The organism is Methylobacterium sp. 2A (genome assembly GCF_009806555.1).
Taxonomy (GTDB): domain Bacteria; phylum Pseudomonadota; class Alphaproteobacteria; order Rhizobiales; family Beijerinckiaceae; genus Methylobacterium.
This window is the reverse complement of record NZ_VUOK01000003.1, coordinates 128,525-148,089: the sequence shown is the minus strand read 5'-3', so window position 1 is coordinate 148,089 and position 19,565 is coordinate 128,525. Positions and strand designations below refer to the sequence as shown.

At 72.1% G+C, this 19,565-nt stretch carries 26 protein-coding genes; 14 read left to right on the top strand and 12 right to left on the bottom strand.

From position 1 onward, the window contains the following. Nucleotides 1–107: 107 nt before the first annotated feature. Entirely contained in the window at nucleotides 108–2,315 is a 2,208-nt protein-coding gene (locus FVE89_RS00970) for an EAL domain-containing protein (protein ID WP_160532387.1), read from the top strand. Here the strand turns inward: FVE89_RS00970 and FVE89_RS30380 are convergent. The 3 genes from FVE89_RS30380 to FVE89_RS00960 are packed head-to-tail and all read right to left on the bottom strand — an operon-like array spanning nucleotide 2,290 to nucleotide 4,942. Beyond that, nucleotides 2,290–2,442 carry a hypothetical protein gene (locus FVE89_RS30380; protein ID WP_202130565.1) on the bottom strand — a complete coding sequence of 51 codons (153 nt, stop codon included), beginning with the start codon at nucleotides 2,440–2,442 and terminating at the stop codon, nucleotides 2,290–2,292. The two genes, FVE89_RS00970 and FVE89_RS30380, sit on opposite strands and share 26 nt — an antisense overlap. Then, nucleotides 2,439–2,939, bottom strand: coding sequence for a DUF2243 domain-containing protein (locus FVE89_RS00965; protein WP_160532386.1), 501 nt, complete (start codon nucleotides 2,937–2,939; stop codon nucleotides 2,439–2,441). The genes FVE89_RS30380 and FVE89_RS00965 overlap by 4 nt, the downstream gene beginning before the upstream one ends. A gap of 2 nt (nucleotides 2,940–2,941) precedes the next feature. Then, a complete protein-coding gene (locus FVE89_RS00960) occupies nucleotides 2,942–4,942 on the bottom strand; it encodes an oligopeptide transporter, OPT family (RefSeq protein ID WP_160532385.1) in 2,001 nt (666 codons plus the stop codon). 215 nt (nucleotides 4,943–5,157) lie between these two features. On the opposite strand from FVE89_RS00960, the gene FVE89_RS00955 reads away from it, so the two are divergent. The 3 genes from FVE89_RS00955 to FVE89_RS00945 all read left to right on the top strand — a co-directional run bounded on the left by FVE89_RS00955 (nucleotide 5,158) and on the right by FVE89_RS00945 (nucleotide 6,400). Continuing rightward, nucleotides 5,158–5,607 (top strand): DMT family transporter, encoded by a 450-nt coding sequence (locus FVE89_RS00955; RefSeq protein WP_160532384.1) that lies wholly within the window; start codon nucleotides 5,158–5,160, stop codon nucleotides 5,605–5,607. Between the two features lie 47 nt (nucleotides 5,608–5,654). Continuing rightward, the gene (locus FVE89_RS00950; RefSeq protein WP_160532383.1) at nucleotides 5,655–6,098 is read left to right on the top strand and encodes a DMT family transporter; all 444 of its coding nucleotides are present in this window, start codon (nucleotides 5,655–5,657) and stop codon (nucleotides 6,096–6,098) included. Nucleotides 6,099–6,175: 77 nt separating this feature from the next. Continuing rightward, nucleotides 6,176–6,400 carry a hypothetical protein gene (locus FVE89_RS00945; protein WP_160532382.1) on the top strand — a complete coding sequence of 75 codons (225 nt, stop codon included), beginning with the start codon at nucleotides 6,176–6,178 and terminating at the stop codon, nucleotides 6,398–6,400. A gap of 9 nt (nucleotides 6,401–6,409) precedes the next feature. On the opposite strand, the gene egtD is transcribed toward FVE89_RS00945, so the two are convergent. Genes egtD through gntA form a run of 3 tightly spaced genes read right to left on the bottom strand, consistent with a single transcriptional unit; the run spans nucleotide 6,410 to nucleotide 9,073 of the window. After that, a complete protein-coding gene (gene egtD / locus FVE89_RS00940) occupies nucleotides 6,410–7,333 on the bottom strand; it encodes an L-histidine N(alpha)-methyltransferase (protein ID WP_160532381.1) in 924 nt (307 codons plus the stop codon). Beyond that, nucleotides 7,330–8,307: a class I SAM-dependent methyltransferase gene (locus FVE89_RS00935; RefSeq protein ID WP_160532380.1), complete on the bottom strand. Its 978-nt coding sequence runs from the start codon at nucleotides 8,305–8,307 to the stop codon at nucleotides 7,330–7,332. Before FVE89_RS00935 ends, egtD begins: the two co-directional genes overlap by 4 nt. A 10-nt stretch (nucleotides 8,308–8,317) precedes the next feature. After that, nucleotides 8,318–9,073, bottom strand: coding sequence for a guanitoxin biosynthesis heme-dependent pre-guanitoxin N-hydroxylase GntA (gntA, locus tag FVE89_RS00930; RefSeq protein ID WP_160532379.1), 756 nt, complete (start codon nucleotides 9,071–9,073; stop codon nucleotides 8,318–8,320). 518 nt (nucleotides 9,074–9,591) lie between these two features. Here gntA and FVE89_RS00925 point away from each other — a divergent pair. Together FVE89_RS00925 and FVE89_RS00920 are read left to right on the top strand one after the other, a co-directional pair. Beyond that, nucleotides 9,592–10,167, top strand: coding sequence for a YgjV family protein (locus tag FVE89_RS00925; RefSeq protein ID WP_160532378.1), 576 nt, complete (start codon nucleotides 9,592–9,594; stop codon nucleotides 10,165–10,167). A 110-nt stretch (nucleotides 10,168–10,277) separates the two neighbouring features. Then, the gene (locus FVE89_RS00920) at nucleotides 10,278–11,018 is read left to right on the top strand and encodes a DUF4336 domain-containing protein (protein ID WP_160532377.1); all 741 of its coding nucleotides are present in this window, start codon (nucleotides 10,278–10,280) and stop codon (nucleotides 11,016–11,018) included. A gap of 64 nt (nucleotides 11,019–11,082) precedes the next feature. Here FVE89_RS00920 and FVE89_RS00915 read toward each other — a convergent pair whose 3' ends face one another. Next, nucleotides 11,083–11,328, bottom strand: coding sequence for a hypothetical protein (locus FVE89_RS00915; RefSeq protein WP_160532376.1), 246 nt, complete (start codon nucleotides 11,326–11,328; stop codon nucleotides 11,083–11,085). A 252-nt stretch (nucleotides 11,329–11,580) separates the two neighbouring features. On the opposite strand from FVE89_RS00915, the gene FVE89_RS00910 reads away from it, so the two are divergent. Beyond that, a complete protein-coding gene (locus FVE89_RS00910; RefSeq protein WP_246730437.1) occupies nucleotides 11,581–13,047 on the top strand; it encodes a catalase family protein in 1,467 nt (488 codons plus the stop codon). A gap of 21 nt (nucleotides 13,048–13,068) precedes the next feature. Here FVE89_RS00910 and FVE89_RS00905 read toward each other — a convergent pair whose 3' ends face one another. Together FVE89_RS00905 and FVE89_RS00900 are read right to left on the bottom strand one after the other, a co-directional pair. After that, a complete protein-coding gene (locus tag FVE89_RS00905) occupies nucleotides 13,069–13,368 on the bottom strand; it encodes a hypothetical protein (RefSeq protein ID WP_160532375.1) in 300 nt (99 codons plus the stop codon). A gap of 59 nt (nucleotides 13,369–13,427) precedes the next feature. Continuing rightward, a complete protein-coding gene (locus tag FVE89_RS00900; RefSeq protein WP_160532374.1) occupies nucleotides 13,428–13,694 on the bottom strand; it encodes a hypothetical protein in 267 nt (88 codons plus the stop codon). 142 nt (nucleotides 13,695–13,836) lie between these two features. On the opposite strand from FVE89_RS00900, the gene FVE89_RS00895 reads away from it, so the two are divergent. Continuing rightward, entirely contained in the window at nucleotides 13,837–14,097 is a 261-nt protein-coding gene (locus tag FVE89_RS00895) for a hypothetical protein (RefSeq protein WP_160532373.1), read from the top strand. A gap of 115 nt (nucleotides 14,098–14,212) precedes the next feature. Further along, the gene (locus FVE89_RS00890) at nucleotides 14,213–14,401 is read left to right on the top strand and encodes a hypothetical protein (RefSeq protein WP_160532372.1); all 189 of its coding nucleotides are present in this window, start codon (nucleotides 14,213–14,215) and stop codon (nucleotides 14,399–14,401) included. Between the two features lie 17 nt (nucleotides 14,402–14,418). Here FVE89_RS00890 and FVE89_RS00885 read toward each other — a convergent pair whose 3' ends face one another. The 3 genes from FVE89_RS00885 to FVE89_RS00875 form a co-directional block, all read right to left on the bottom strand. After that, nucleotides 14,419–14,679, bottom strand: coding sequence for a hypothetical protein (locus tag FVE89_RS00885; RefSeq protein ID WP_246730436.1), 261 nt, complete (start codon nucleotides 14,677–14,679; stop codon nucleotides 14,419–14,421). Between the two features lie 160 nt (nucleotides 14,680–14,839). Then, complete coding sequence (locus tag FVE89_RS00880) at nucleotides 14,840–15,271, bottom strand: hypothetical protein (RefSeq protein ID WP_246730435.1); 432 nt, start codon at nucleotides 15,269–15,271, stop codon at nucleotides 14,840–14,842. Nucleotides 15,272–15,347: 76 nt separating this feature from the next. Further along, nucleotides 15,348–16,106 (bottom strand): CDP-diacylglycerol diphosphatase, encoded by a 759-nt coding sequence (locus tag FVE89_RS00875; RefSeq protein ID WP_160532371.1) that lies wholly within the window; start codon nucleotides 16,104–16,106, stop codon nucleotides 15,348–15,350. Nucleotides 16,107–16,202: 96 nt separating this feature from the next. Here FVE89_RS00875 and FVE89_RS00870 point away from each other — a divergent pair, with 96 nt between their 5' ends. The 5 genes from FVE89_RS00870 to FVE89_RS00850 all read left to right on the top strand — a co-directional run bounded on the left by FVE89_RS00870 (nucleotide 16,203) and on the right by FVE89_RS00850 (nucleotide 19,556). After that, nucleotides 16,203–16,583 carry a hypothetical protein gene (locus FVE89_RS00870; RefSeq protein WP_160532370.1) on the top strand — a complete coding sequence of 127 codons (381 nt, stop codon included), beginning with the start codon at nucleotides 16,203–16,205 and terminating at the stop codon, nucleotides 16,581–16,583. A 147-nt stretch (nucleotides 16,584–16,730) separates the two neighbouring features. Then, nucleotides 16,731–17,033, top strand: coding sequence for a hypothetical protein (locus FVE89_RS00865; RefSeq protein WP_160532369.1), 303 nt, complete (start codon nucleotides 16,731–16,733; stop codon nucleotides 17,031–17,033). Nucleotides 17,034–17,533: 500 nt separating this feature from the next. Continuing rightward, a complete protein-coding gene (locus tag FVE89_RS00860; RefSeq protein WP_160532368.1) occupies nucleotides 17,534–18,055 on the top strand; it encodes a MucR family transcriptional regulator in 522 nt (173 codons plus the stop codon). Nucleotides 18,056–18,181: 126 nt separating this feature from the next. Continuing rightward, entirely contained in the window at nucleotides 18,182–18,433 is a 252-nt protein-coding gene (locus tag FVE89_RS00855; protein WP_160532367.1) for a hypothetical protein, read from the top strand. A 79-nt stretch (nucleotides 18,434–18,512) separates the two neighbouring features. Beyond that, nucleotides 18,513–19,556 carry a phosphatase PAP2 family protein gene (locus tag FVE89_RS00850; RefSeq protein WP_160532366.1) on the top strand — a complete coding sequence of 348 codons (1,044 nt, stop codon included), beginning with the start codon at nucleotides 18,513–18,515 and terminating at the stop codon, nucleotides 19,554–19,556. Nucleotides 19,557–19,565: the final 9 nt, after the last annotated feature.

Sequence of the window (19,565 nt, the reverse complement as noted above, 5' to 3'; positions counted from 1 at the left end):
CTTCGAGGCCGACGCGCCCAGGCGCCCGGACCGGACCACCCGGCCGGCCGGCCCCGCGAGCCCGCACGCACCCGTTCCGCCTGTCAGGCCCGTGAGGGAGGCGCTGCATGTCGACCCCGCCGCTGAACGTCGACGAGGCGGCCCGCCTGCAGGCGTTGGCCGAACTCGACATGTCCGATGCCGAACCCGACGTCGCGCTCACGCATATCGTCGAGCTCGCCGCGCGCCTGCTCGGCGCGCCGACCGCGTTCGTTTCCTTCGTCGATCGCGACCGGCAGATCTTCAACGCCAAGGTCGGGCTCGACCTGTGCGAGACCGCCCGCGACATCGCCTTCTGCAACCGGACGATCGCGCAGGACACCCTCCTCGTCGTGCGCGACGCGACCCGGGACCCGCGCTTTTGCGACAATCCCCTCGTCTCCGGGCCGCCCTTCATCCGCTTCTATGCCGGCGCTCCGCTCCGCACCCGCGCGGGGCACGCCATCGGCACGCTCTGCCTCCTCGGGCCCGAGCCGCGCGACGCCTTCACCGACCAGGACCGGCAGATCCTCGCCGACCTCGCCCGCCTCGTCATCGACCGGCTGGAGCTGCGCCGCGCCGAGGCCGGCCGGCGTGCCACCCAGACCCGGTTCGAGCACATCGCCGACACCTCTCCCGACGCCATCGTCTGCACAGACGCGCAGGGCCTGGTGAGCTTCTGGAGCGCGGGGGCCGAGCACATGTTCGGGCATACGGGTGCGGAGGTCCTGGGGCGGTCCATCGCCCGGCTGATCCCCGACCGGATGGCCGGGGGCAGCGAAGGCCTGCTGCGCCGGCTCGCCCAGGGATCGGCGGAGCACCTGACCGGGCGCACCGTCGAGCTGACCGCCGAGCATCGCGATGGCCGGGAGTTCCCGGTGGAACTGTCCCTGTCCACGTGGCGCGAGAACGGCGTCCCGACCCACGGCGCGATCATGCGCGACGTCAGCCAGCGCTGGGCCATCGAGGAGCGGCTGTTCCGCCTTGCCCATCTCGACCCGCTGACCGAGCTTCCCAACCGGCTGGTGCTCCGCGGCCGGATCGAGGCCGCCCTGGCGCAGGCCGAGCCGGCGGCCGTGCTGATGTTCGATCTCGACGGCTTCAAGGAGGTCAACGACGCGCACGGCCACGCCGTGGGCGACGCGGTGCTCAAGGTGACGGCCGCGCGCCTGCGCGCCTGCGCGGGTCCCGACGGGACCGCCGCCCGGCTCGGGGGCGACGAGTTCGCCATCGTGCTGCCCGGCGTCGGCGACCCGCTCGTGGCGGTCGCGGCGGCCGAGGCGGCCCTGCGCGCCCTGGCCGAGCCCTACAGCGTCGACGGGCTGGTCATGCATCTCGGGGCCAGCGCCGGCATCGCGCTCAGCCCGGCGCACGCGACCGAGGGGAGCGAGTTCCTGGCCTGCGCGGACGCCGCCCTCTACGACGCCAAGGCCCGCGGGCGAGGACAGCACCGCCTGTTCACCCCCGAGCTGCGCGCGGCGATCCAGCGCACGCGGGCCTGCCGCGAAGGGCTGCGCCGCGCGGTCCTGCGGGACGAGTTCGTCCTCCACTACCAGCCGCAGGTGCGCCTCTCCGACGGCGCGCTCATGGGCGCCGAGGCGCTGATCCGCTGGCAGCATCCCGAGCATGGGCTGCTGCCGCCGGCCGCGTTCCTGGACGTGCTCGACAACAGCCCCGACGCGGCCCGGATCGGCGACTGGGTCCTGCGCACGGCCTGCGTCCAGGCCGAGGCGTGGCGGGCCGGCGGCCTGCACCCGTTCCGGATCGGCGTGAACCTGTTCGCCGCGCAGTTCCGCGGCGGGGATCTCGCCGCCCGGGTCGCCGCGTCCCTCGCCGAGACCGGGCTGCCGCCGGAGGCGCTGGAGCTGGAGATCACCGAGACCATCATCCTGCGCCACGATCCGCAGGTGGATGCCGCCCTCCAGGCGTTGCGGGCCATGGGGGTCGGCATCGCCTTCGACGATTACGGCACGGGCTACGCCTCGCTCAGCCTGCTCAAGAACTTCCCCCTGACGCGGCTGAAGATCGACCGGGGCTTCGTGAACGGCCTGTGCGTGGATCGCCGGGACGCCGCCATCGTGCGGGCGGTGATCGACCTCAGCCGCAGGTTCGGCCTGACGGTGATCGCGGAGGGCGTCGAGACGCAGGAGCAGCGGCGCCGCCTGCTCTCCAAGGGCTGCCAGGAGGCGCAGGGCTACCTGTTCGGCCGGCCGATGAGCGCCGAGGCCTTCGCGGCCCAATACGGCCTCGCCGGGCAGGCGGAGGCACCCGTCACCAGGGCCGGCAGCGCAGGCTGAGGAGATCGTCGAGCGTCAGGGCGGTGCCGAAGATCAGCGGCCGCCAGGCCGGAAGGGTGGCGCAGATCAGCCCGGCCGCCAGGACCAGCCAGGGCAGGACAGGCCGCAGGCCCGCGCCCGACCTCACGCCGGGCTCCGCGCGGCGGCTTGGTCCGCCCGGCCGGACCGGACCAGCAGCCAGCCGCCGACCAGCATGGCGGCGCCCCAGAGCAGGAAGCCGAGATCCCAGTAGATCCACTGGTCCCGCGGCATCGGCTCGTTGACGTGGTGGACGCCCAGAATCTCGTGGTCGATCAGGCCCTCGACCGTATTGAACAGGCCCCAGCCGATCAGCAGGGACCCGGCGAGCAGCTTGCTCGACCAGGACAGATGGCCGCGATGCGCCGTGCGCCAGAGGATGAACAGCCCGAGGACGACGAAGACGTAGGTCGTGCTGTGGAAGATCCCGTCCCACAGGGTGTTGAGTTCCAAATTCGCGAGGGAGTCGATCGGATACCAGCTGCTCACCATGTGGTGCCATTGCAGGACCTGATGCAGCACGATCCCGTCGAAGAAACCGCCGAGCCCGAGCCCGAACAGGATGCCGGCGCTCAAGGGAAATTTCGGGTCCCGGGGCGCGTCCATGCTCACGTCCCGGGCTGAGGACGGCCGGGGGTCGAGACCAGCCGCAGGTAGACCACGAGGGCGCCCAGGAAGACCGCGAGGCCGAGCCCGGTCGCGTAGGGCGCGAAATCCTTGCCGGCGATGGCGAGCGCCGCGCTGTGCCCGGCCAGGAGATCGGCGCCGGCGAGCAGAACGCCGACGCAGCTCTCCCCCACCAGGAAGCCCGAGGCCAGGAGGACGCCGCGGCGCCGGGCGGCGCCGACCGCCCGATCGACGTCCCGGGCCTGCACCCGGGCGCGCAGCCGGCGCTCGGCCACCCAGCCGAGCACGCCGCCGATGGCGATCGTCATCTCCACGGAGAGCGGCAGGTACATGCCGATCCCGACCGTCAGGGCCGGGAAGGTCATGTCGCGCCGCTTCAGCCACGTCTCGGCGGCGACCAGCACCGCCCCGAGCCCGGCGCCGATCAGCACCATGCGCCAGGGCAACGCGCTGTGGACGATGCCGCTGGCGATCTGGGTCATCAGGGCGGCCTGGGGCGCCGGCATGGCGCTCGCCGCATCCTGACCCTCGCGCAGAGGCGCGCCGACGAAGCCGTAGGCCTCGTAGAGCAGCGCCAGGATCGGGGCGATAACCACGGCCCCGATCCCGACGCCCAGGATCAGCGCGACCTGCTGGTGCCAGGGCGTGGCGCCGAGCACCTGCCCGGTCTTCAGGTCCTGCAGGTTGTCGTTGGCGATCGAGGAGGTGGTGACGATGACGGAGGTCAGGAGCAGCGTCATGCCGGTGACGAACCGGTCGCCTTCAGGCCCCGCGGAATGGCCGAGGATCAGCGGCAGCAAGAGTGCAGTCGCCATCGTGGTCAGGATCCCGATCCCGGAGATCGGGCTCGACGAGGAGCCGAGGAGCCCGGCGAGGTAGCCGCAGGCGGCCGCCATCAGGAAGCCGAACAGCACCGTGAACAAAGTCGCGGCGAGTGCCAGCACGATCAGCAGGCCGCCGAGATCGGCGGGCTTGGCGAAGAACCAGAACAGGCCCGCCAGCGGCACCCCCAGCGCCAGCGTCCCGGCCGCGACCCAGGTGATCGGCAGGTCGCGCTCCTCGCGGGGATGGTCCTTGCCGAGGCCGCCGGCGCCGGAGAGCGCCGCGCGGATGCTGCCCAGGATCGGCTTGGCGAGCGATCCCACCGTCCACAGGCCGCCCACCGCGATGATGCCGGCCCCCATGAGCCGCACCTGATCGGACCACACGGCTTCGGCCGCCGCCCCCGCGGAATTGGACGGATCGGGCGACAGGGCGGTCAGCACCGGCACCGCGATCCCCCAGGCGATCACGACGCCGGTGAGGAGCGCGAGGCAGGCGCCGATGCCCACAAGGTAGCCGACGCCGACCAGCGCCAGCGAGAAGCCCGTGCCGGTGCGGAACGCCGCCCCGCCGAAGCTGATCGCGCCGTTGAGGCCGTCGCCCAGCACCTTCAGACCGGTGGTGGCGAACCCGATCGTCCCGGCAACGCCTGCGGCCGCCAGCAGGTCGCGCAGGCCATGGCCGCCCTCCTCCTCCTGGCCGGTCCGGAGCACCTCGGCGGCGGCGATCCCCTCCGGGTAGGGCAGGTCGCTGCCCGCCACGAGGGCGCGGCGGAGGGGGATGGAAAACGCCACGCCGAGCAGGCCGCCGAGCAGGCACACCGCGGTGGTCTGCCAGAACGGGAAGCCGTGCCAATGTCCGACGAGGACGAGGCCGGGCAGCGCCAGGATGACGTTGCACAGCGTGCCGGCGGCCGAGGCCTGCGTCTGCACGATGTTGTTCTCGAGGATGCCGGCGCCGCCCATCAGCCGGAACGCGCCCATCGAGATCATCGCGGCCGGGATTGACGACGAGAACGTCATCCCGGTCTTCAACCCCATATAGAGGTTGGCCGCCATGAAGACGACCGTGATGGCCGCGCCGAGGGCGATGCCGCGCAGGGTCAGCTCCGCCGGATGGTCCTGCGACTTCGGCGACGTCGTCGGGCTGCGGGCGTCCATCCGGTCCCCTGGCTGTCCTACGCAAACCGCGCGGAGCCCAAAAACTTTCCCGCACCCCGCCGATCGGATCCGGATGGGGTTTGCCTGGGTCGATCTGCCCCGGGCGATGCCGCCGATGTGATGCAGTCGTCCGGCGCGCCGGCGGGTTTGCCGGCAGACGTCCCGCATCGGCCTCGGCCTGCGCGCCGGCCCCTCCTCCGCCCGGAATCCCCGCCTTGTCGAAGTGGTCCCTCTACGGCCTCGCCCTGCTGGCCGGCATCGCCAACGCCGTCGAGCCCGGCCAGAACGCGACCCTGGCCAAGGTCACGGGTCAGCCGATGCTGGCGGGCATCTTCTGCTTCGTCCTGTCGATCCTCTGCTTCCTCGCCGCCATGGCGGTCGTCTGGCGGCGGAACCGGGCGGCCGCCGAAGAGGCCACCCCCGTCCCCTGGTGGGCGTGGCCCGGCGGCATCCTCGGGGCGGCGGTCGTCCTGGCGCAGCTCTACGTGTCCGAGCAGGTCGGCGCCGCGCCGTTCCTGGGCTGCGTGATCACGGCGGGCGTGGTCGGCTCGATCGCCCTCGACCATTACGGCCTCATCGGCTTCGAGACGCACGCGGCGAGCCGCTGGCGCATCCTCGGCGGCGTGCTGATGATCGCGGGCGTCGCCCTCGTGGCGGTCTTCTGACGGACCGCGCCGCCCGGTCCACACGTCCCCCCAAGCAGGATGCGATCATGATCTTCCTCTACGGCGTCGCCCTGCTGGCGGGCCTCGCCAGCGCGGTCGAACCGGGCCAGAATGCGGGCCTCGCCAAATCCCTGGCGCGTCCGCTCCTGGCAGGCGTGGTGAGCCTCGTCGTCAGCATCGCCACGATCGCGGGGATCATGCTCGTGACGGGGCAGTTCGGGCTGCCGGGGCTGGACCGGCTCGCGCAGGTGCCCTGGTGGGCGTGGCTCGGCGGGCTGATGAGCGCGGGCCTGACGGCAGCGCAGCTCTACATCTCGAAGGCGATCGGCGCGGCCACCTTCCTCGGGCTGATCGTGACGGCGGGCGTGATCACCTCGATCCTGCTCGACCATTTCGGCCTCGTGGGCTTCAAGGTCCACCCGGCGGGCCTGTGGCGCATCCTGGGCGGCGCCCTGATGATCGGCGGCGTCGGCCTCGTCGCGCGGTTCTGAGGGCGGTCCCGGAGCCGGGATCCGCCTGCGCGGCTCGGACGTTTTCCCGGATCCTCACCCCTGCCTGGAGGCTTGTCGTGGGACTCGCCGCCTTCGTCTTCTTCGTCGTCCCGTGGATGGCCGTCGCGGTCTGGCTGTTCCTGAAGCCGGGCGGGTTCCGCCTGGGAGCGCCGGCAGCGCCCTGGCGCCCGCTCACGGATTACCCGCCGCCGCCGCGCGACCAGCGGAACGCCGCCGAGGCGTCGAGCCTCGAATCCGGTTCCGCGCATGACGGCAAGCACGCGCCGATCCAGTTCACCTGAATCCCGAGATCAGTCCCCGGCCTGCAGCAGGTGCAGGTTGAAGCTGCCGTCCTCGGCCCGCCAGAGCGCGCGCGGCCGCCAGCCGGCCGCTTCGGCGAGCGCCTGAAACGCCTCGGCCGTGTACTTGTGCGACGTGTCCGTCCGGATGCTCTCGGAGGCCGCGAACGCGATCGTCCGGCCCCCGAGCCGGTAGGTCGCGGGACGCGCCGCCACGAGATGCGCCTCGACGCGGAACGGGTCCGGCAGCAGCCGGATCTCGTGGCGGAAATTGTCGGGATCGAAATCCGCCCCGCATTCGCGGTTGAGCCGGGTCAGGATGTTGCCGTGGAACGCCGCCATCAGCCCGTCGGCGGCGCCGTAGGCGCGTTGCAGGCGCTCGGGATCGGTCGTCCCGTCGGCCCCCACGAGGAAGAGGCTGGGCCCGAGCGTCGCCCGCGCCCGCTCCAGAAACAGGCCGGCCTCGCCGGGGTCGAAATTGCCGATGCTCGTGCCCGGATAGAAGCCCAGCGTCCCGCCCGACCCCGCCCGGAGCGGCAGCGCGACCGGCTTCGCGTAATCGGCGCAGACCGGCACCATGGCGATCCCCGGATAATCCGGCGCGAGCCGCCGGATCGCAGCCTCCAGATAGGCGCCCGAGATGTCGATGGCGACGTAGGCGGCGGGCTCGGGCAGCGCGTCGAGGAGGGTGCGGATCTTGCGGCTCGCGCCGCTGCCGAACTCGACCACGGTCACGCCCGGCCGGACCTGCCGGGCCACCTCGGCGGCGACCCGCGGCAGGAGCGCCGTCTCCTGCGCGGTCGGGTAGTAATCGGCGCTGTGGCAGATCCGGTCGAACAGGTCCGAGCCGGTCTCGTCCCAGAGGTATTTTCCGGGCAGCGTCTTCGGCTCGGCGGTCAGGCCCGCGAGGGCGTCGCGGAGAAACGCGTCGCTCACGGCTGCCTCACCGGGCGCGTCGCCGTGAGGACGACGAGGGCGAGGCGCTCGACCGCGTCGTAGGCCTCGGTCGCCAGCTCCTCACCGTACTCGTCCGGATCGAACTCGCGGTAGGTCCAGTCGAGGCCCGTGCGGGTGCAGAGCTCGGCCACGGCGTCGCGGAACGGATCCTCCCCCTCGACGATGGCCGCGCCGGTGAACAGGACGAGGCTGCCGCCCGGGGCGAGGCGTTCGACCGCCTGCTCGGCCACGGCGAGCGACAGGCCGGCTCCGAGCGGGCCGCCGCCATGCCGGTAGGCCCGCGCAGCGGTATCGATCATGAACGGCGGGTTCGACACGATGAGATCGAACCGGCCCTCGACGTCGCGCAGCATGTCGCTGCGACGGACCGCGACGCCCTCGGTCCCGGCGAGCCGGGCGTTGATCCGGGCCGCCCGCATAGCGGCGGGGTTGATGTCGACGAGCACAATTTCGGCGCCCGGCGCCCGCTTGGCGACGCAGATCCCGGCGGCGCCCGACCCGCAGCCGAGATCGACGGCCCGGCGCACCGGCGTCGTCCGACCTTCGAGATGGGCAATCACCGCATGGGCGAAGCGCATCGTGTCGGGGCCGAAGAACACCGCGTCGGCGGCACTCGGCGGGTAGGCGGAATGGGCGAAGAGGTCGCCGTCGAGGCTGGAGAACCGGATCGTCGGCCGCAGGAGCGGCCCGTCCTCGACGACGGCGCCGGCCTCCCGCATCAGGCGCAGGAGCGGCTCGGGCAGCAGCCCGGCCCGGAACGGCCGGCTCCAGCCGAACACGTCGCGCAGGTTCTTCGCCTCGGCGTTGCGCGGCCGCGCGTTGACATGGGCGTGGCTGGCCGGCGTCACCGTGGTGAAGCTGTAGCCGGTGTCGCGCACCGCGCGCGCGAGCGCCAGCACGGCCGCTTCGTCCTCCGGGAACGCGGATTGCGGGAACGGTTCGGATCGCGTCATCGGCCGGTCCTCAGCTGTCCATCTGGCGCGCCACGAAGGCGCCGTCCGCGAGATCCGCGGCCACCTGCTGTGCATCCCAGGGTGCGCTCGCCGCCGCGCGCCGATACGGGCAGGTCCAGCCGTCCGGCACCGCGCGCCCGCTGAACTGCCGGGCCGCGGATTGCTCGCCGTGCTGGGCGAGCATCGGGTTGATCGAGCCGGTCCACGCCACGTCGCGGTCGACGATGGCGGCGCGCAGGCGCTCGTAGCGGCCCTCGGCGCGCAGGCGCTCGAACTGGTCGTGCAGGTTGAACACCAGAGCCGGCGTCTCGAAGCGCCGGGCGCGGCGGCTCGCCCCCGGATGGAGCCCGACCACGAAGAAGGCCTCACCGCCGAAACTCAACGAGAAGTGTGGATCCTCCGGATCCGACGCGACCCGCGGGTCGCAGGTCTGGCCGAGGCACTGGTCCTTGTCGGAGAGCGACTGGACACGCGCCCACAGGGCCGCCTCGAAGGCCTCTTCGGAGAGGGTTCGGGGGCCCTCGAACAGGACCGCGAAGCTCTGAAACAGGCTCGGCTGCGCACGGTAGCGGCAGATGAAGGCCAGCAGCGCCGGATAGATGCGGGTATCGTCCCAGCCGGACGTGATGTCGCGGGCGACCACAACCTTCATCTGCCCCCGCGACAGGGCCGACTTGGCGCCCACGCAGGGAAACGGCGCATGCTGGATGAAGTCCCTGAAGCGTTCGGCAACGGGATGCTGGTCGTCGTTCGTCGGAAGTCGCATGGAGGATGAGGTCACGCCGCCGTTGTCGGACACGGCCGCACACACCGCCGGCCAATCGGCCGCGGTGTCGTCCGGCCTGGAATGCCCGGAGAACCGGTCGCTCCGGGCATTGTTCCCCGGAAGGCAAGCCACAATCGCCCGTTGATCTATGTTAATACGGAGATATCGAGACCGAAATTCTCCGAATACTTTCACGTTTGTATGATGCGATACCGGAGCGTGGCCTCGGCGGATCCGCAGACCCCAGGCGGACCCGCGAGGATGCCGATTTCCAGACAGCTGCGCCGACGCGCGCTCCTCCTCCTTCCGAGAGAACTCCGTCGCGTTCCGTCAGGAGCCGCGCAGCGCAAACCTGTGCCGGCAGCGGGCGGAGGACGAGCGAGAGGCCGCATAGCGGACATGATGGCCACGCTCACGCCGTCGTGTCCCTGCCGCCCGACGGGATTAACGATCCGCTTACCATGAAAACCTAGCCGATCCGGCGGAAACGGCGCCGTCGCGCCGGTTGAGCGCTGACAATGAACGCCGTCGATTACGTGTCGGTCTGGTACGCCGCGGCTGCGGCCCATCTCGATCCGTTCGGATCGCTGGGCCTGTGCCTGGGCTTTACGGCGGGCATCATGCCGCGGCGGGACCGGATCCTCCTCGCCTCGGCAGCCTGCGCGGCCGCCTTCGGGATCCATTACCTGACGCTCGGGGCGCTCACCGGCACCGCCATGTGCGCCATCTCGGTGATGCAGAGCCTCGTCGCGCTGACCTGCCTCGGGCGGCCGGGCCGGAGCGGCTGGGTGCCGCCGCTGTTCGCCGGCAGCACCCTCGCGGCGGCCGCCCTGACGGCCGCCACCTGGACCGGCTGGCCCTCGGCCTGCGCGGCCCTCGGCACGCTGCTGGCCACGAGCGCGCGCCTTCACGCGGCGCCCCAGCCCATGCGCCTGCTCTTCCTCGGCGCCTCCCTCTGCTGGGCCGGTCACAACCTGCTGGTCGGCTCGGTCTTCGGCCTGACCTGCGACCTGCTGACGATCTCCGGTCTGGTGATCGCGCTGCTGCGCGCCCTTCCGGCCCGCCCGGTCACGCCGGCTGGCCTGCGGGCGTAAAGGGGCACGACCCCTGCGGCGATCGACCCAGGAAACCCGGAGGCCCCCCGGCGTTCCCGTTAGGCCGACCCTGCCGCGCGTGACCGCCGGCGTTCCGCCGGAGTACCCGTTTGCCCGAGGCGACCTATCCCCCGCTCGACGTGCTCAAGCCGGTGGCCGACGGCGTCTGGATCGTCGACAGCGGGCCGTTGCGCGCCCTCGGCATCCCCCTGCCCGTCCGGATGACCGTCATCCGGCTCCGCGATGGCGCGCTGTGGCTGCACTCGCCGACACGCTACGACCCGGGCCTCCACCGCGAGATCGCGGCTCTGGGGCCGATCCGCCATTTCGTCGCGCCGAACATCGCCCACTGGACCTACCTCAAGGCGTGGCAGGACCATTGCCCCGAGGCGCTGACCTGGGCGGCCCCGAACCTGCGCCAGCGGGGGCAGGTCCGCCGCTCCGGCCTGCGGATCGACCGGGTGCTGACAGACACGGCACCGCCGGACTGGGCCGCGGACCTGCGCCAGACCGTCGTTCCGGGCGGCCTCGGGTTCCGGGAGGTCGGCTTCTTCCATCGGGCGAGCCGGACGCTGATCCTGACCGACCTCGTGCTCAATCTCGAACCGGCGAAGATGCCGGCTCTGCTGCGGCCGTTCCTGCGTCTGGCGCGCATGACGCCGCCCCATGGGCAGCCGCCGCCCTATCTGCGGCTCGTGATCAAGCTGCGCCGGCGGGCGGCGGCCCGGGCGGCGGCGGAACTCGTCGCGCTGAAGCCGGAGCGGGTCATCTTCGCGCACGGATTGTGGTTCGCGGGGGACGCCACCGCGCGCCTGCGCCACGCCCTGCGCTGGCTCGGCCGGTTCGGTTAGGGGCGCTCGCTCCTCACCGAACCGGAGGCAAGCACGGCTGTTGAGGCGCGGGACCGCGACCCGCTCAAGCGTCGTCCGCGAGTTGCCGCAGGATCCAGACGCGCGCGGCGGCGAGATCCGGGAAGACCGGCGGGCAGATCGAAGCCACCGGGCCGAAACCCGCCTCCAGGAACCACTTGCCCGCATCCGCCCCGTGCTGCTCCGAGAGGCGGACCAGCACCGCGACGAGGAACCCGTCCGCGAAGACGAGTTGGCTCTCGGCATCGTCGCTCTGCGTCGCGACCTGCACGGGCTGCAGGCTCAGGATCATGGGGCGCCCGGCCTTCCAACGTGCGTCCGGAGAGGATGTGCGGCGGAAGGACGTGGCCGGCATCGACCCGCCCCTGTCTGTCCAATCAGGCCTCCCACGCCGAAGTTCCGGGCCGCGCGCCGTCCGGAACACGGCGGAGCCCGCCCCGTTGGCCTGTCATGGCTTGGACCCCCGGCTTCTAGGCCTCGGGCTCGTGAACCCGAGCCATGGACCCGGCTTGTGGAACAGCCGGCTTGCGGAACAGGATGTCTCATGAACGATCGGACGATGGCCCGCGGGCTGGCCTGGTTCGGGATCGGGCTCGGCCTGGCCGAGACCTTCGCGCCGCGACGCGTCGCGGAGGCGACGGGGCTGGAGGGCCACGAGAGCCTCATCCAGCTCTACGGCTTGCGCGAGATCGCCTCGGGCGTGGCCATCCTGGCCTCCGCCGAGCCGGAGCGGCATCTCGGCGTGCGCGTGGCGGGCGACCTGCTCGACGGCGCGCTGCTGGCGGCCCGCTCCACGCCGGCCAATCCGCAGCGCGGCCGCACCCTGGCGGCGGCCCTGGCGGTGGCGCCGGTGGTCCTGCTCGACACCGCCATCTGGATGAAGGCCCGCAACCGGCCGCGCCGCGTCCCGCCGAGCCCGGCCGAACTCCGCTATGTGCGCTACAGCGCCGCGGTCGAGACGATCGGGCCGGACGAGGATGCGACGATCGATGCGATCATCGCCTCGCAAAAGCGACTGCATGCCCGCAACCGGGAGATCTTCGGCCGGCCGGTGCGGGCCTCGCACGGCAAGATGCACGGCGCCGCGGTCGGGGAACTGGAGGTCCTGCCGAACCTGCCGCCCTGGCTGCGGCAGGGGCTGTTCGCGGAACCGGCGCGCTACCCCGTGGTGGCGCGGCTCGCCAACGTGCCCGGCGAGATCGCCTCCGACGCGGTCGCGACCCAGCGCGGCTTCTCGTTCAAGGTGATCGGCGTGCCCGGCGCGATGCTGCCGGAGCATGCCGGTGAGCTGACCCAGGACTTCGTGCTCGACAGCGGCGACCGCTTCGCGGCCGGCACCGCCAAGCAGTTCCTGGCGAACCATCGCGCCCTGGAGCACGGTTCGCAGATCCCGGACGGGGTGAAGGCGGCGGTCTCGGCCGCCGCGCGGGTCGGGAATGCCGCGCTCGACGCCGTGGGAGCGGGAAGCGCGATGCTCGACTTCTTCGGCCACCCCCGGGTGCATCCCCTGGCGGAGGCCTATTTCTCCCAGACGCCGCTGCGCTTCGGCGCCTATATCGCCAAGCTCGCGGTCGTGCCGGTCGGCCCGGCCCAGCGTGCGCTCGCCGACGCGACGGTGGATGCGGGCGGGGATCCGGACGCCTTGCGCCAAGCCACGGTCGGCTACCTGCGGGAGCACGATGCGGCCTTCGATCTGCGCGTCCAGCTCTGCACCGACCTCGACCGGATGCCGGTCGAAGATGCCAGCGCGGAGTGGGGCGAGGACGAGAGCCCCTATCAGACGGTCGCCCGGCTGCGGTTCCCCCGGCAGGACGCCTTCACGCCGGAGCGGCGCGCCCATGTCGACGAGGCGCTGTCGTTCTGCGTCTCCCACAGCCTCGCGGCGCATCGGCCCCTCGGCTCGATCAACCGGGCGCGGCTGAGGGCCTATCCCGAGATGGCGCGCCTGCGCCGCGAGGCGGGCGGGCACCCTGTCCGGGAGCCCCGCTCCATCGCGGAGATCCCGGCCTGAGGCCCGGACGGGGCCGTGCCGTCAGCCGCCGGCCGGCCCCACCGCGACGGTCCCGTCCGCCCGGTTGAGGGCGCTCACCCGGGGTCCCCGGATCCCGGGGCTGCGCTGCTCCAGGGCGTCGAGGACCGCGTTGGCCGCCGCGATGATCGCGCCGGGCGAGCCGCCCGGGATCTCCGGCCGGATCGCCTCGACCAGACGGGCGAGCAGCGTCTGCTCGGTCTGCGGATGGGTCGTGCCTTGCGCCTGCTGCCAATAGGCCGCGTAGACGTTCTCGGCGATCGTGCGGGCGGTCCGGTCGGCCTCCGGCGTATCCTGGTCCATCGCGTACCTGTCCCGTCCCGCTGCTGACGGTGACAAGGGTGGCTCTCCGCGCCGCGCCTTCAAGGCCCCCCAGCCTCCTCCGGCGCCGGATCGGCGCCTTCGAGGGACCTGGCGAGCTCGGTCAACACCTCCTCGACCATGGGCGGCCACGGCGCGTTCTCCGCGTCCATGAGGCGCGCGGCGCTGACCAGGGCGGTGATCTGCGCGTCGTAGACCGGCCGGCCGACGAGTTGCGCGTAGCGCACCCGGGCGGCGAGCGCCGTCGCCAGACGCTGGACCTCTGCGAGCTTCGCGTTCGGCGCGCGGATGCCCTCGCCGTTGCCCATCCCTGCATCCCCTCGCGTCACCCACGAATTGTCATAGGTCACGACCGGCGCGCCGTCAGGGGTCCGCGCGACGTCTGCGGGAACTTCCGCCGGCCGGGAGCGTCGATTTATAGACAGACACCTGTCGTTTCAGGAGCTTCCCATGCGTACGCCGCTGATCCTCGCGCTGACCGCGACCTTCGCCCTCGCCGTTCCGGCCTTCGCGGATCCGGTGAGCGAGACCGGCACCGGCGGCGGCCCGACCTCGACCGCGAAGGCGCCGCACACCACCGCGACGGGCCAGACCGTGCCGAACCCGCGCGCCCTCGGCCCGAACGAGACCGGCAGCATCGATCGGCGCAGCACCAACGAGGAGCGCAACGATGCCATCACCCGCGGCATCTGCATCGGCTGCGCGCGCTAGGGACCGGTCCCCGGCCCGGCCGTTTCAAGGCAGCGATCGCGCGACCTGTCTTGAACGGCCGCCCGGCATCGGCCACATCAGCAATCCCCGATTCACCACGAACAGGAGTTGACGCGTGGCCAACGAGGCTGTCGATCAGGCGACAGAGAAGACCTATTTCGGCCTGACACTTTCACAGCACGCGGAGCGGATCCGGAAACTGGCGACGGAGCGCGGCCTGACCGGTGAGGTCTTCGACCGCGTGACCAAGAAGGCCGTCGAGATGATCCCGACCATCCGGCTGAACGACACCCCCCAGCGGTAAGGCCGGACCGGGCCGGCTCAGCGCTCGGCCCGCAGGCTGTTGATGATGCGGCTCGCGATCTTGCGCACGGCCGCATCGTCCCGCGCCTCGCCATCCCCCCGATCCCAGAGATGATCCAGGCTGCTGTCGAGCTGATCCAGCAGTTCCGGATGGCGCTGGGCGAGGAAGCGGATCGTCCCGAACAGCAGGTGTTCGGTCGCCATCTCGCGGCGGCGGGCCTCGATGATCGGGTCGTGAGGCGATGGGTTGTGGGGCGATGTGGGGGCTTGCTCTGTCATGCGGGCCCAACGATCGGCCCGCGCTCCGGTTCGGTCGCACCCGCGCGGTGCGGTGCCGCGGCGTCCGGGCCAAAACAGCGCCACTCAGCGACGGCACGGTTCAGCTCGACCGGCCCGGAGGTCAGGCGCGCGGTCGACCTCCTGAGCCGAGGCCCGGCGTTCAGCGCCGCAATCCGCCGATCCAGGCCGTCAGCGGTTCCACGAAGGCGGCCCAGGTCCGCGCCCAGACCGTCCCGGTCCGGCCGTCCTCGGCGCGGCGGCCGGACATGAGCGCCGCCACCAGCGCGTCCTCCCGGGGCTTGCATTCGTCCAGGGCGTTGCGTTCATCCCCGGCGCGGCTCTGCCCCGGGGGCTGATGCCCCGAGGCCTCGCGCAGGCAGCGGTGCCAGGCCTGTTCCAGGGCATGGGGGTCGTCCGGATCGGCCACCGGGCCGGCGCCCGCGGGGACGGGGGCCAGCACGAGGGCTGCACACAGGCCGATGAGGGCCGCCGGGCGCGTCCGCCCCGGAAGCCCTTCGAGACCTGTGTCGCGGCGCGCGTCCTCCCGCCGGATCGAGGCCCGCGGACAGCGCTTGAGCAACGGTATGCGCATGTCCGTCCTATGCCCCATGGCCGAGCCCCGTGGATAGAACGGATCGGCAACAGTGCGGCGCGGTCGGCGCCGGCGCTCAACTGCCCCGGCCGGAGCGGGCGGCCCGGCAGGTGTGGTCCATCAGCGCCTCGGCGCTCGCCTCCGGCATCCGGTAGGCCAGGACGATCATGCCGGCGCCGGGGTCGGCCGGATCGGCCGCGACCGCCGCGAAGCTCGCATCGTGGAGCCGCCCCCGCCAGCCCGCCACATGGGCGAGCGCCGCGAACGGGTTGAAGCGCTCCACCGCATCCGCCGGCACCCGCAGGGCGAGGTAGCGCTGCCCCTCCAGGGCCACGGGGAACGGCGCCCAGGTCTCCCCCACGGCGGAGCCATGGGCCTTCAAGGCCGCCATGACGTCCCCATCCATGCAGTCGAGGTGGATGTGGAGCTGGTCCTGGCTGCGGCCGCCGACCGAGTTCACCTCCAGGCCGACCGCGGCGACCGGCAGGCGTCCCCGGAAGGCGTCCGAGACGAAGTGCCGCGCGTCGAGCGCAGCCCGCCAATAGGCGGTGCCGCGGGACCCCTGGAGCACGGGAGCCTCGATCCCCGATACGGTGTCGGTGGGCATCACGACCGTGTGGGTCGGCTCGCCCGGGGCGCGCAGCACCGCCGTCCCCGGCCGTACGCCGTCGCCGAGATCGACGGACAGGCACGGGAAGCTGCGACCCGCGGTTTTCTTGGCGAGGACGCAGCCCTGCAGCGCGACCCACAACACGTCCCGCACCGGATTGGCCGCATCGGCGACCGGGATCAGCGTGAACGCGAGCAGCGTCGCGACGGCCAGCTTACGGCGCATGTTCCGGCTATCCGATCCCCGTCGGCCGTTCCGCGGCAGGCAACGGCCGGCAAACCGTGTATCCTCAAGCCGTCAGCGCGAGGTTACGAACCGCCAATGCTCGAATTGGACACGCGACACCTGCGGCTTGTGCGCATCGCGGCCTGGCTCCTGGTGGCCTTCATCGCCGTCGTGACCCTCGTGCCGATCGGCCTCCGGCCGGTGGTGACCGCTAACCCGAGCATCGAGCGGATCGCGGCCTATGCGCTCGCCGGGCTGCTGATGATGGTGGGCTACCCGCGCCGCTGGCTCCAGATCCTGATCGGCAGCATCCTCCTGGCCGGAGGTCTCGAGGCGGCGCAGACCCTGACCAGCACGCGCCACGGCCGGTTCGACGACTTCCTCGTCAAGGCGGGGGCGGCGCTGGCCGGCGCGGTGGCGGGTCTCGCGATCGGGACCCTGGCGGCCCGGCGCCCGACGCGCCTCTCGGACCGCTAGGCCCGGCGGCCTCATCCGGGCCTCACGGCGCCTGCGCGAGACAGCGGCGCGCCATCGCGGCGTTCGTGCGGTTCCACACGGAAACCGCCGAGCTTCCTGGGCATTATCCGATGGGGGCGTGTTGAGGATCCTGCACGCGAGGGTGTCATGTTCGGCGCGGCCAAGCTCACGGGACGGTTCTGGTTTCGCAAGACGTGGACGGGCAAGCTGGTCCTGCTCGTCGAGGAGGAGAAGCCGCGGTGGTTGAGCCGCGGCGGACTGACCAAGCTGCGCTGGCGCGACGCGCGCCTGCTCGATCTGGCGGAGGCGCCGATGCGCACGCTGATGACCCTCGAACGGACCTATCGGGCGGATTACGGCTCCGGCGCCGCGCGGGTGCTCCAGGCGGTCGTCCCGTCCGGGACGCGGGGCGCCATCGCCACGCCGCACGGGCCAGCCGCCAGCGCCTGACGGTGCCGCCGGGCAGCCCCGGAGCGACACCGCGAGCCTGCTCTGACCGGACGGGGAGCGGGCCGGCGATCCAGGCCCGCCACGCACCGTCCTCCTTTGGGGGACGGCTGGCGGATTCACACATTGGGGTTTCGATCATCGTGCAGTCGCCGGGTGGGGCGACCCGGATGGCTCGCGCGCGCTCCCTCCCCGGCCTTCGCTTCTGCGATGGAAGCCTGTGCATCCGTTCGGGAGGATCGGCCAAGAGTTTCGAGCCGTCCGCCCCTCGGACGTCCAGAAGTCCGGCCCGGACAGCATCGTATGAAAACCCGGGCGCGCAGTAAGGCGCAGGCTGGAATGTGACCGAATGTCTCCAGTGCGGGCAGCGTGCTTAATCTATGTTGGCATTTTCCGCCCAACCGGTAGATAACAACCAAGATTGGTTATATTAGATCAGACCAGCCCTTGACTGGTGGCAGAGAAGGCCACGTTCATGGCGCACTCCCGCGAGAGAGGCGTCGATGGAAGACAGCACTTCAACCCCGAACCAGGACTCGATCGATTTCGTCGAGCTCACCGCCGATATCGTCTCGGCTTACGTGGCCAACAACTCGGTTCCCATGCCCGATCTGCCGACGCTTCTGTCCGGCGTCCATGCTGCGCTGACGGGGCTGGGCCAGAGCTCGACGGCTGCGGAGCCGGATTTCAAGAAGCCGACACCCGCGCAGATCAAGAAGTCGATTACGCCGGACGCGCTGATCAGCTTCATCGACGGCAAACCGTACAAGACGCTCAAGCGTCACCTGACCGGCAACGGCATGACGATCGAGCAGTACCGTCAGCGCTACGGCCTGCCGCCCGATTATCCGACGACGGCGTCCAGCTACTCGGCGATGCGCGCCGAGTTCGCCCGCAATGCCGGCCTCGGCCACAAGCGCCGGGGTCCCGCGGCGAAAAGCGCCGCCGCGCCCGAGACCGCCGCGGCAGCACCCGAGCCCGCCAAGCCCACCAGGGGCCGCAAGAAGGCTGACGCGCAGGCCTGACCGCGCGCGTCCACGATCCCGGGCAGGCACGCCGCCGCGCCCGCCCGGGTCTGACCACCGCGGAACGACGCCTGCGCCCGGGCCGTTGCCCCGGAACAGCCCGGACGGAACAGCTCGGAGCCGACCTTGAACCGATCGATCCTCGCCCTTCTGATCGCCGCCACGACCGTCACCGGCCTGTCGGCGGCCCGGGCGCAGGAGCGGACCGGAGCGGAGCCCAGGGCCGAGACCGCGCCCAAGCCCGAGGCCGATACACGGGATCCGGGCCGGACGGCCACGGAGGCGGTGACCAACCCCGCCGCCGTGCCGCCGGCCGAAGGACGTGTCGGGAGCGGCAAGCCTCCGGCTTCCGGGGCGCCCCCATCCACGGGCCGATAGAGCGTCCGGGCGAACCATTGCCGCCCTGGCGCGTCTGTCCGGTGCGGCCAAGCCTCGGCCGCGGGGTGAGCAGAGCCGGATGAGTCCTCTTGAACGGGTCGTCGACGCCGAACCCCGGGCCGGCAACCCTGGTCCGCGCTCGTCCCGCCCCTGGCTGCGCCGCCTTCGCCGCCACACCGCAGGGATAGCCGCCCCCGATCCCCGGCTCTGGGTCCTGAGCCTCGCCCTCATCGGAATCGACGCGGCCTGGATGCGCGCGGCCGGCATGGTAGCCGCGCCGACGGGCTTCGTCGCGGCGGCCGCCCTCGTGGCGGTCCTTCTGGTCGCGGCCGCCTGCCTCGCCACGCTGAAGTCGGATCCGCCCCTGCGCGGCATGGCGCTGGCGAGCGCGTTCCTGATCACCTTCACGGTGCCGGTGGCGGTGCTGCACTTCCTCGCCGCGGGCCTCGGGCTGCCCTTCATCGACGACGCCCTGGCCCGGTTCGAGTCACGGCTCGGCTTCGACTGGACCGCCTACGTGGCCTTCCTGGCACGGCACCCCGCCCTGTCGTGGTGGCTGGCGCTCGCCTACCATTCCAGCGGGCCGCAGGTCGGAATCGTGGTCATCGCGCTGAGCGCGACCCGCCGGCTCGGGCGGCTCTGGGCCTATATCCGGCTGTTCGCCGTCACGCTCCTGTGCGTGATCGTCGTCGCCGCCCTGCTGCCGGCGCTGGGGCCCTACGCCCATTACGCGCCGCGCGTCGTCCCGTCGGACCATCTGGAAACGGTCGGCGCACTCTGGCATCTCGAGCCGGTGGCGCAGCTGCGGGCGGGCACGCTGAAGACGCTGGCGCTCAGCGACCTGCGGGGCCTCGCCACCTTCCCATCCTTTCACGTGTGCCTCGCGATCCTGACCGCCTGGGCGCTGGCGCCCCTTCCCGTCCTCGGCCCGCTCGCGATCCTCCTCAACGCGGCCGTGATCGTCGCGACGCTCGGCGCGGGCGGCCACTACCTGCCGGACGTGTTGGCTGGGGGGATCCTCGCGACCGCGGCCCTGGCGATCCGCGCGCGTGCCCGGCGCCGCAGCCCGGTGGCGGCCATGGGCTGCCCGGTCTCCGGCGCGATCAGCCCGGCCGACGCCTGAGCGCTCTCC

Excerpts from the sequence above, each read along its gene's own strand:
- FVE89_RS00970 (WP_160532387.1), top strand. The coding sequence starts at position 108 with ATGTCGACCCCGCCGCTGAACGTCGACGAGGCGGCCCGCCTGCAGGCG.
- FVE89_RS00965 (WP_160532386.1), bottom strand. The coding sequence starts at position 2,939 with ATGGACGCGCCCCGGGACCCGAAATTTCCCTTGAGCGCCGGCATCCTG.
- FVE89_RS00960 (WP_160532385.1), bottom strand. The coding sequence starts at position 4,942 with ATGGACGCCCGCAGCCCGACGACGTCGCCGAAGTCGCAGGACCATCCG.
- FVE89_RS00950 (WP_160532383.1), top strand. The coding sequence starts at position 5,655 with ATGATCTTCCTCTACGGCGTCGCCCTGCTGGCGGGCCTCGCCAGCGCG.
- FVE89_RS00935 (WP_160532380.1), bottom strand. The coding sequence starts at position 8,307 with ATGACGCGATCCGAACCGTTCCCGCAATCCGCGTTCCCGGAGGACGAA.
- gntA (WP_160532379.1), bottom strand. The coding sequence starts at position 9,073 with ATGCGACTTCCGACGAACGACGACCAGCATCCCGTTGCCGAACGCTTC.
- FVE89_RS00925 (WP_160532378.1), top strand. The coding sequence starts at position 9,592 with ATGAACGCCGTCGATTACGTGTCGGTCTGGTACGCCGCGGCTGCGGCC.
- FVE89_RS00915 (WP_160532376.1), bottom strand. The coding sequence starts at position 11,328 with ATGATCCTGAGCCTGCAGCCCGTGCAGGTCGCGACGCAGAGCGACGAT.
- FVE89_RS00910 (WP_246730437.1), top strand. The coding sequence starts at position 11,581 with ATGAACGATCGGACGATGGCCCGCGGGCTGGCCTGGTTCGGGATCGGG.
- FVE89_RS00905 (WP_160532375.1), bottom strand. The coding sequence starts at position 13,368 with ATGGACCAGGATACGCCGGAGGCCGACCGGACCGCCCGCACGATCGCC.
- FVE89_RS00900 (WP_160532374.1), bottom strand. The coding sequence starts at position 13,694 with ATGGGCAACGGCGAGGGCATCCGCGCGCCGAACGCGAAGCTCGCAGAG.
- FVE89_RS00895 (WP_160532373.1), top strand. The coding sequence starts at position 13,837 with ATGCGTACGCCGCTGATCCTCGCGCTGACCGCGACCTTCGCCCTCGCC.
- FVE89_RS00885 (WP_246730436.1), bottom strand. The coding sequence starts at position 14,679 with ATGACAGAGCAAGCCCCCACATCGCCCCACAACCCATCGCCTCACGAC.
- FVE89_RS00880 (WP_246730435.1), bottom strand. The coding sequence starts at position 15,271 with ATGCGCATACCGTTGCTCAAGCGCTGTCCGCGGGCCTCGATCCGGCGG.
- FVE89_RS00875 (WP_160532371.1), bottom strand. The coding sequence starts at position 16,106 with ATGCGCCGTAAGCTGGCCGTCGCGACGCTGCTCGCGTTCACGCTGATC.
- FVE89_RS00870 (WP_160532370.1), top strand. The coding sequence starts at position 16,203 with ATGCTCGAATTGGACACGCGACACCTGCGGCTTGTGCGCATCGCGGCC.
- FVE89_RS00865 (WP_160532369.1), top strand. The coding sequence starts at position 16,731 with ATGTTCGGCGCGGCCAAGCTCACGGGACGGTTCTGGTTTCGCAAGACG.
- FVE89_RS00860 (WP_160532368.1), top strand. The coding sequence starts at position 17,534 with ATGGAAGACAGCACTTCAACCCCGAACCAGGACTCGATCGATTTCGTC.
- FVE89_RS00850 (WP_160532366.1), top strand. The coding sequence starts at position 18,513 with ATGAGTCCTCTTGAACGGGTCGTCGACGCCGAACCCCGGGCCGGCAAC.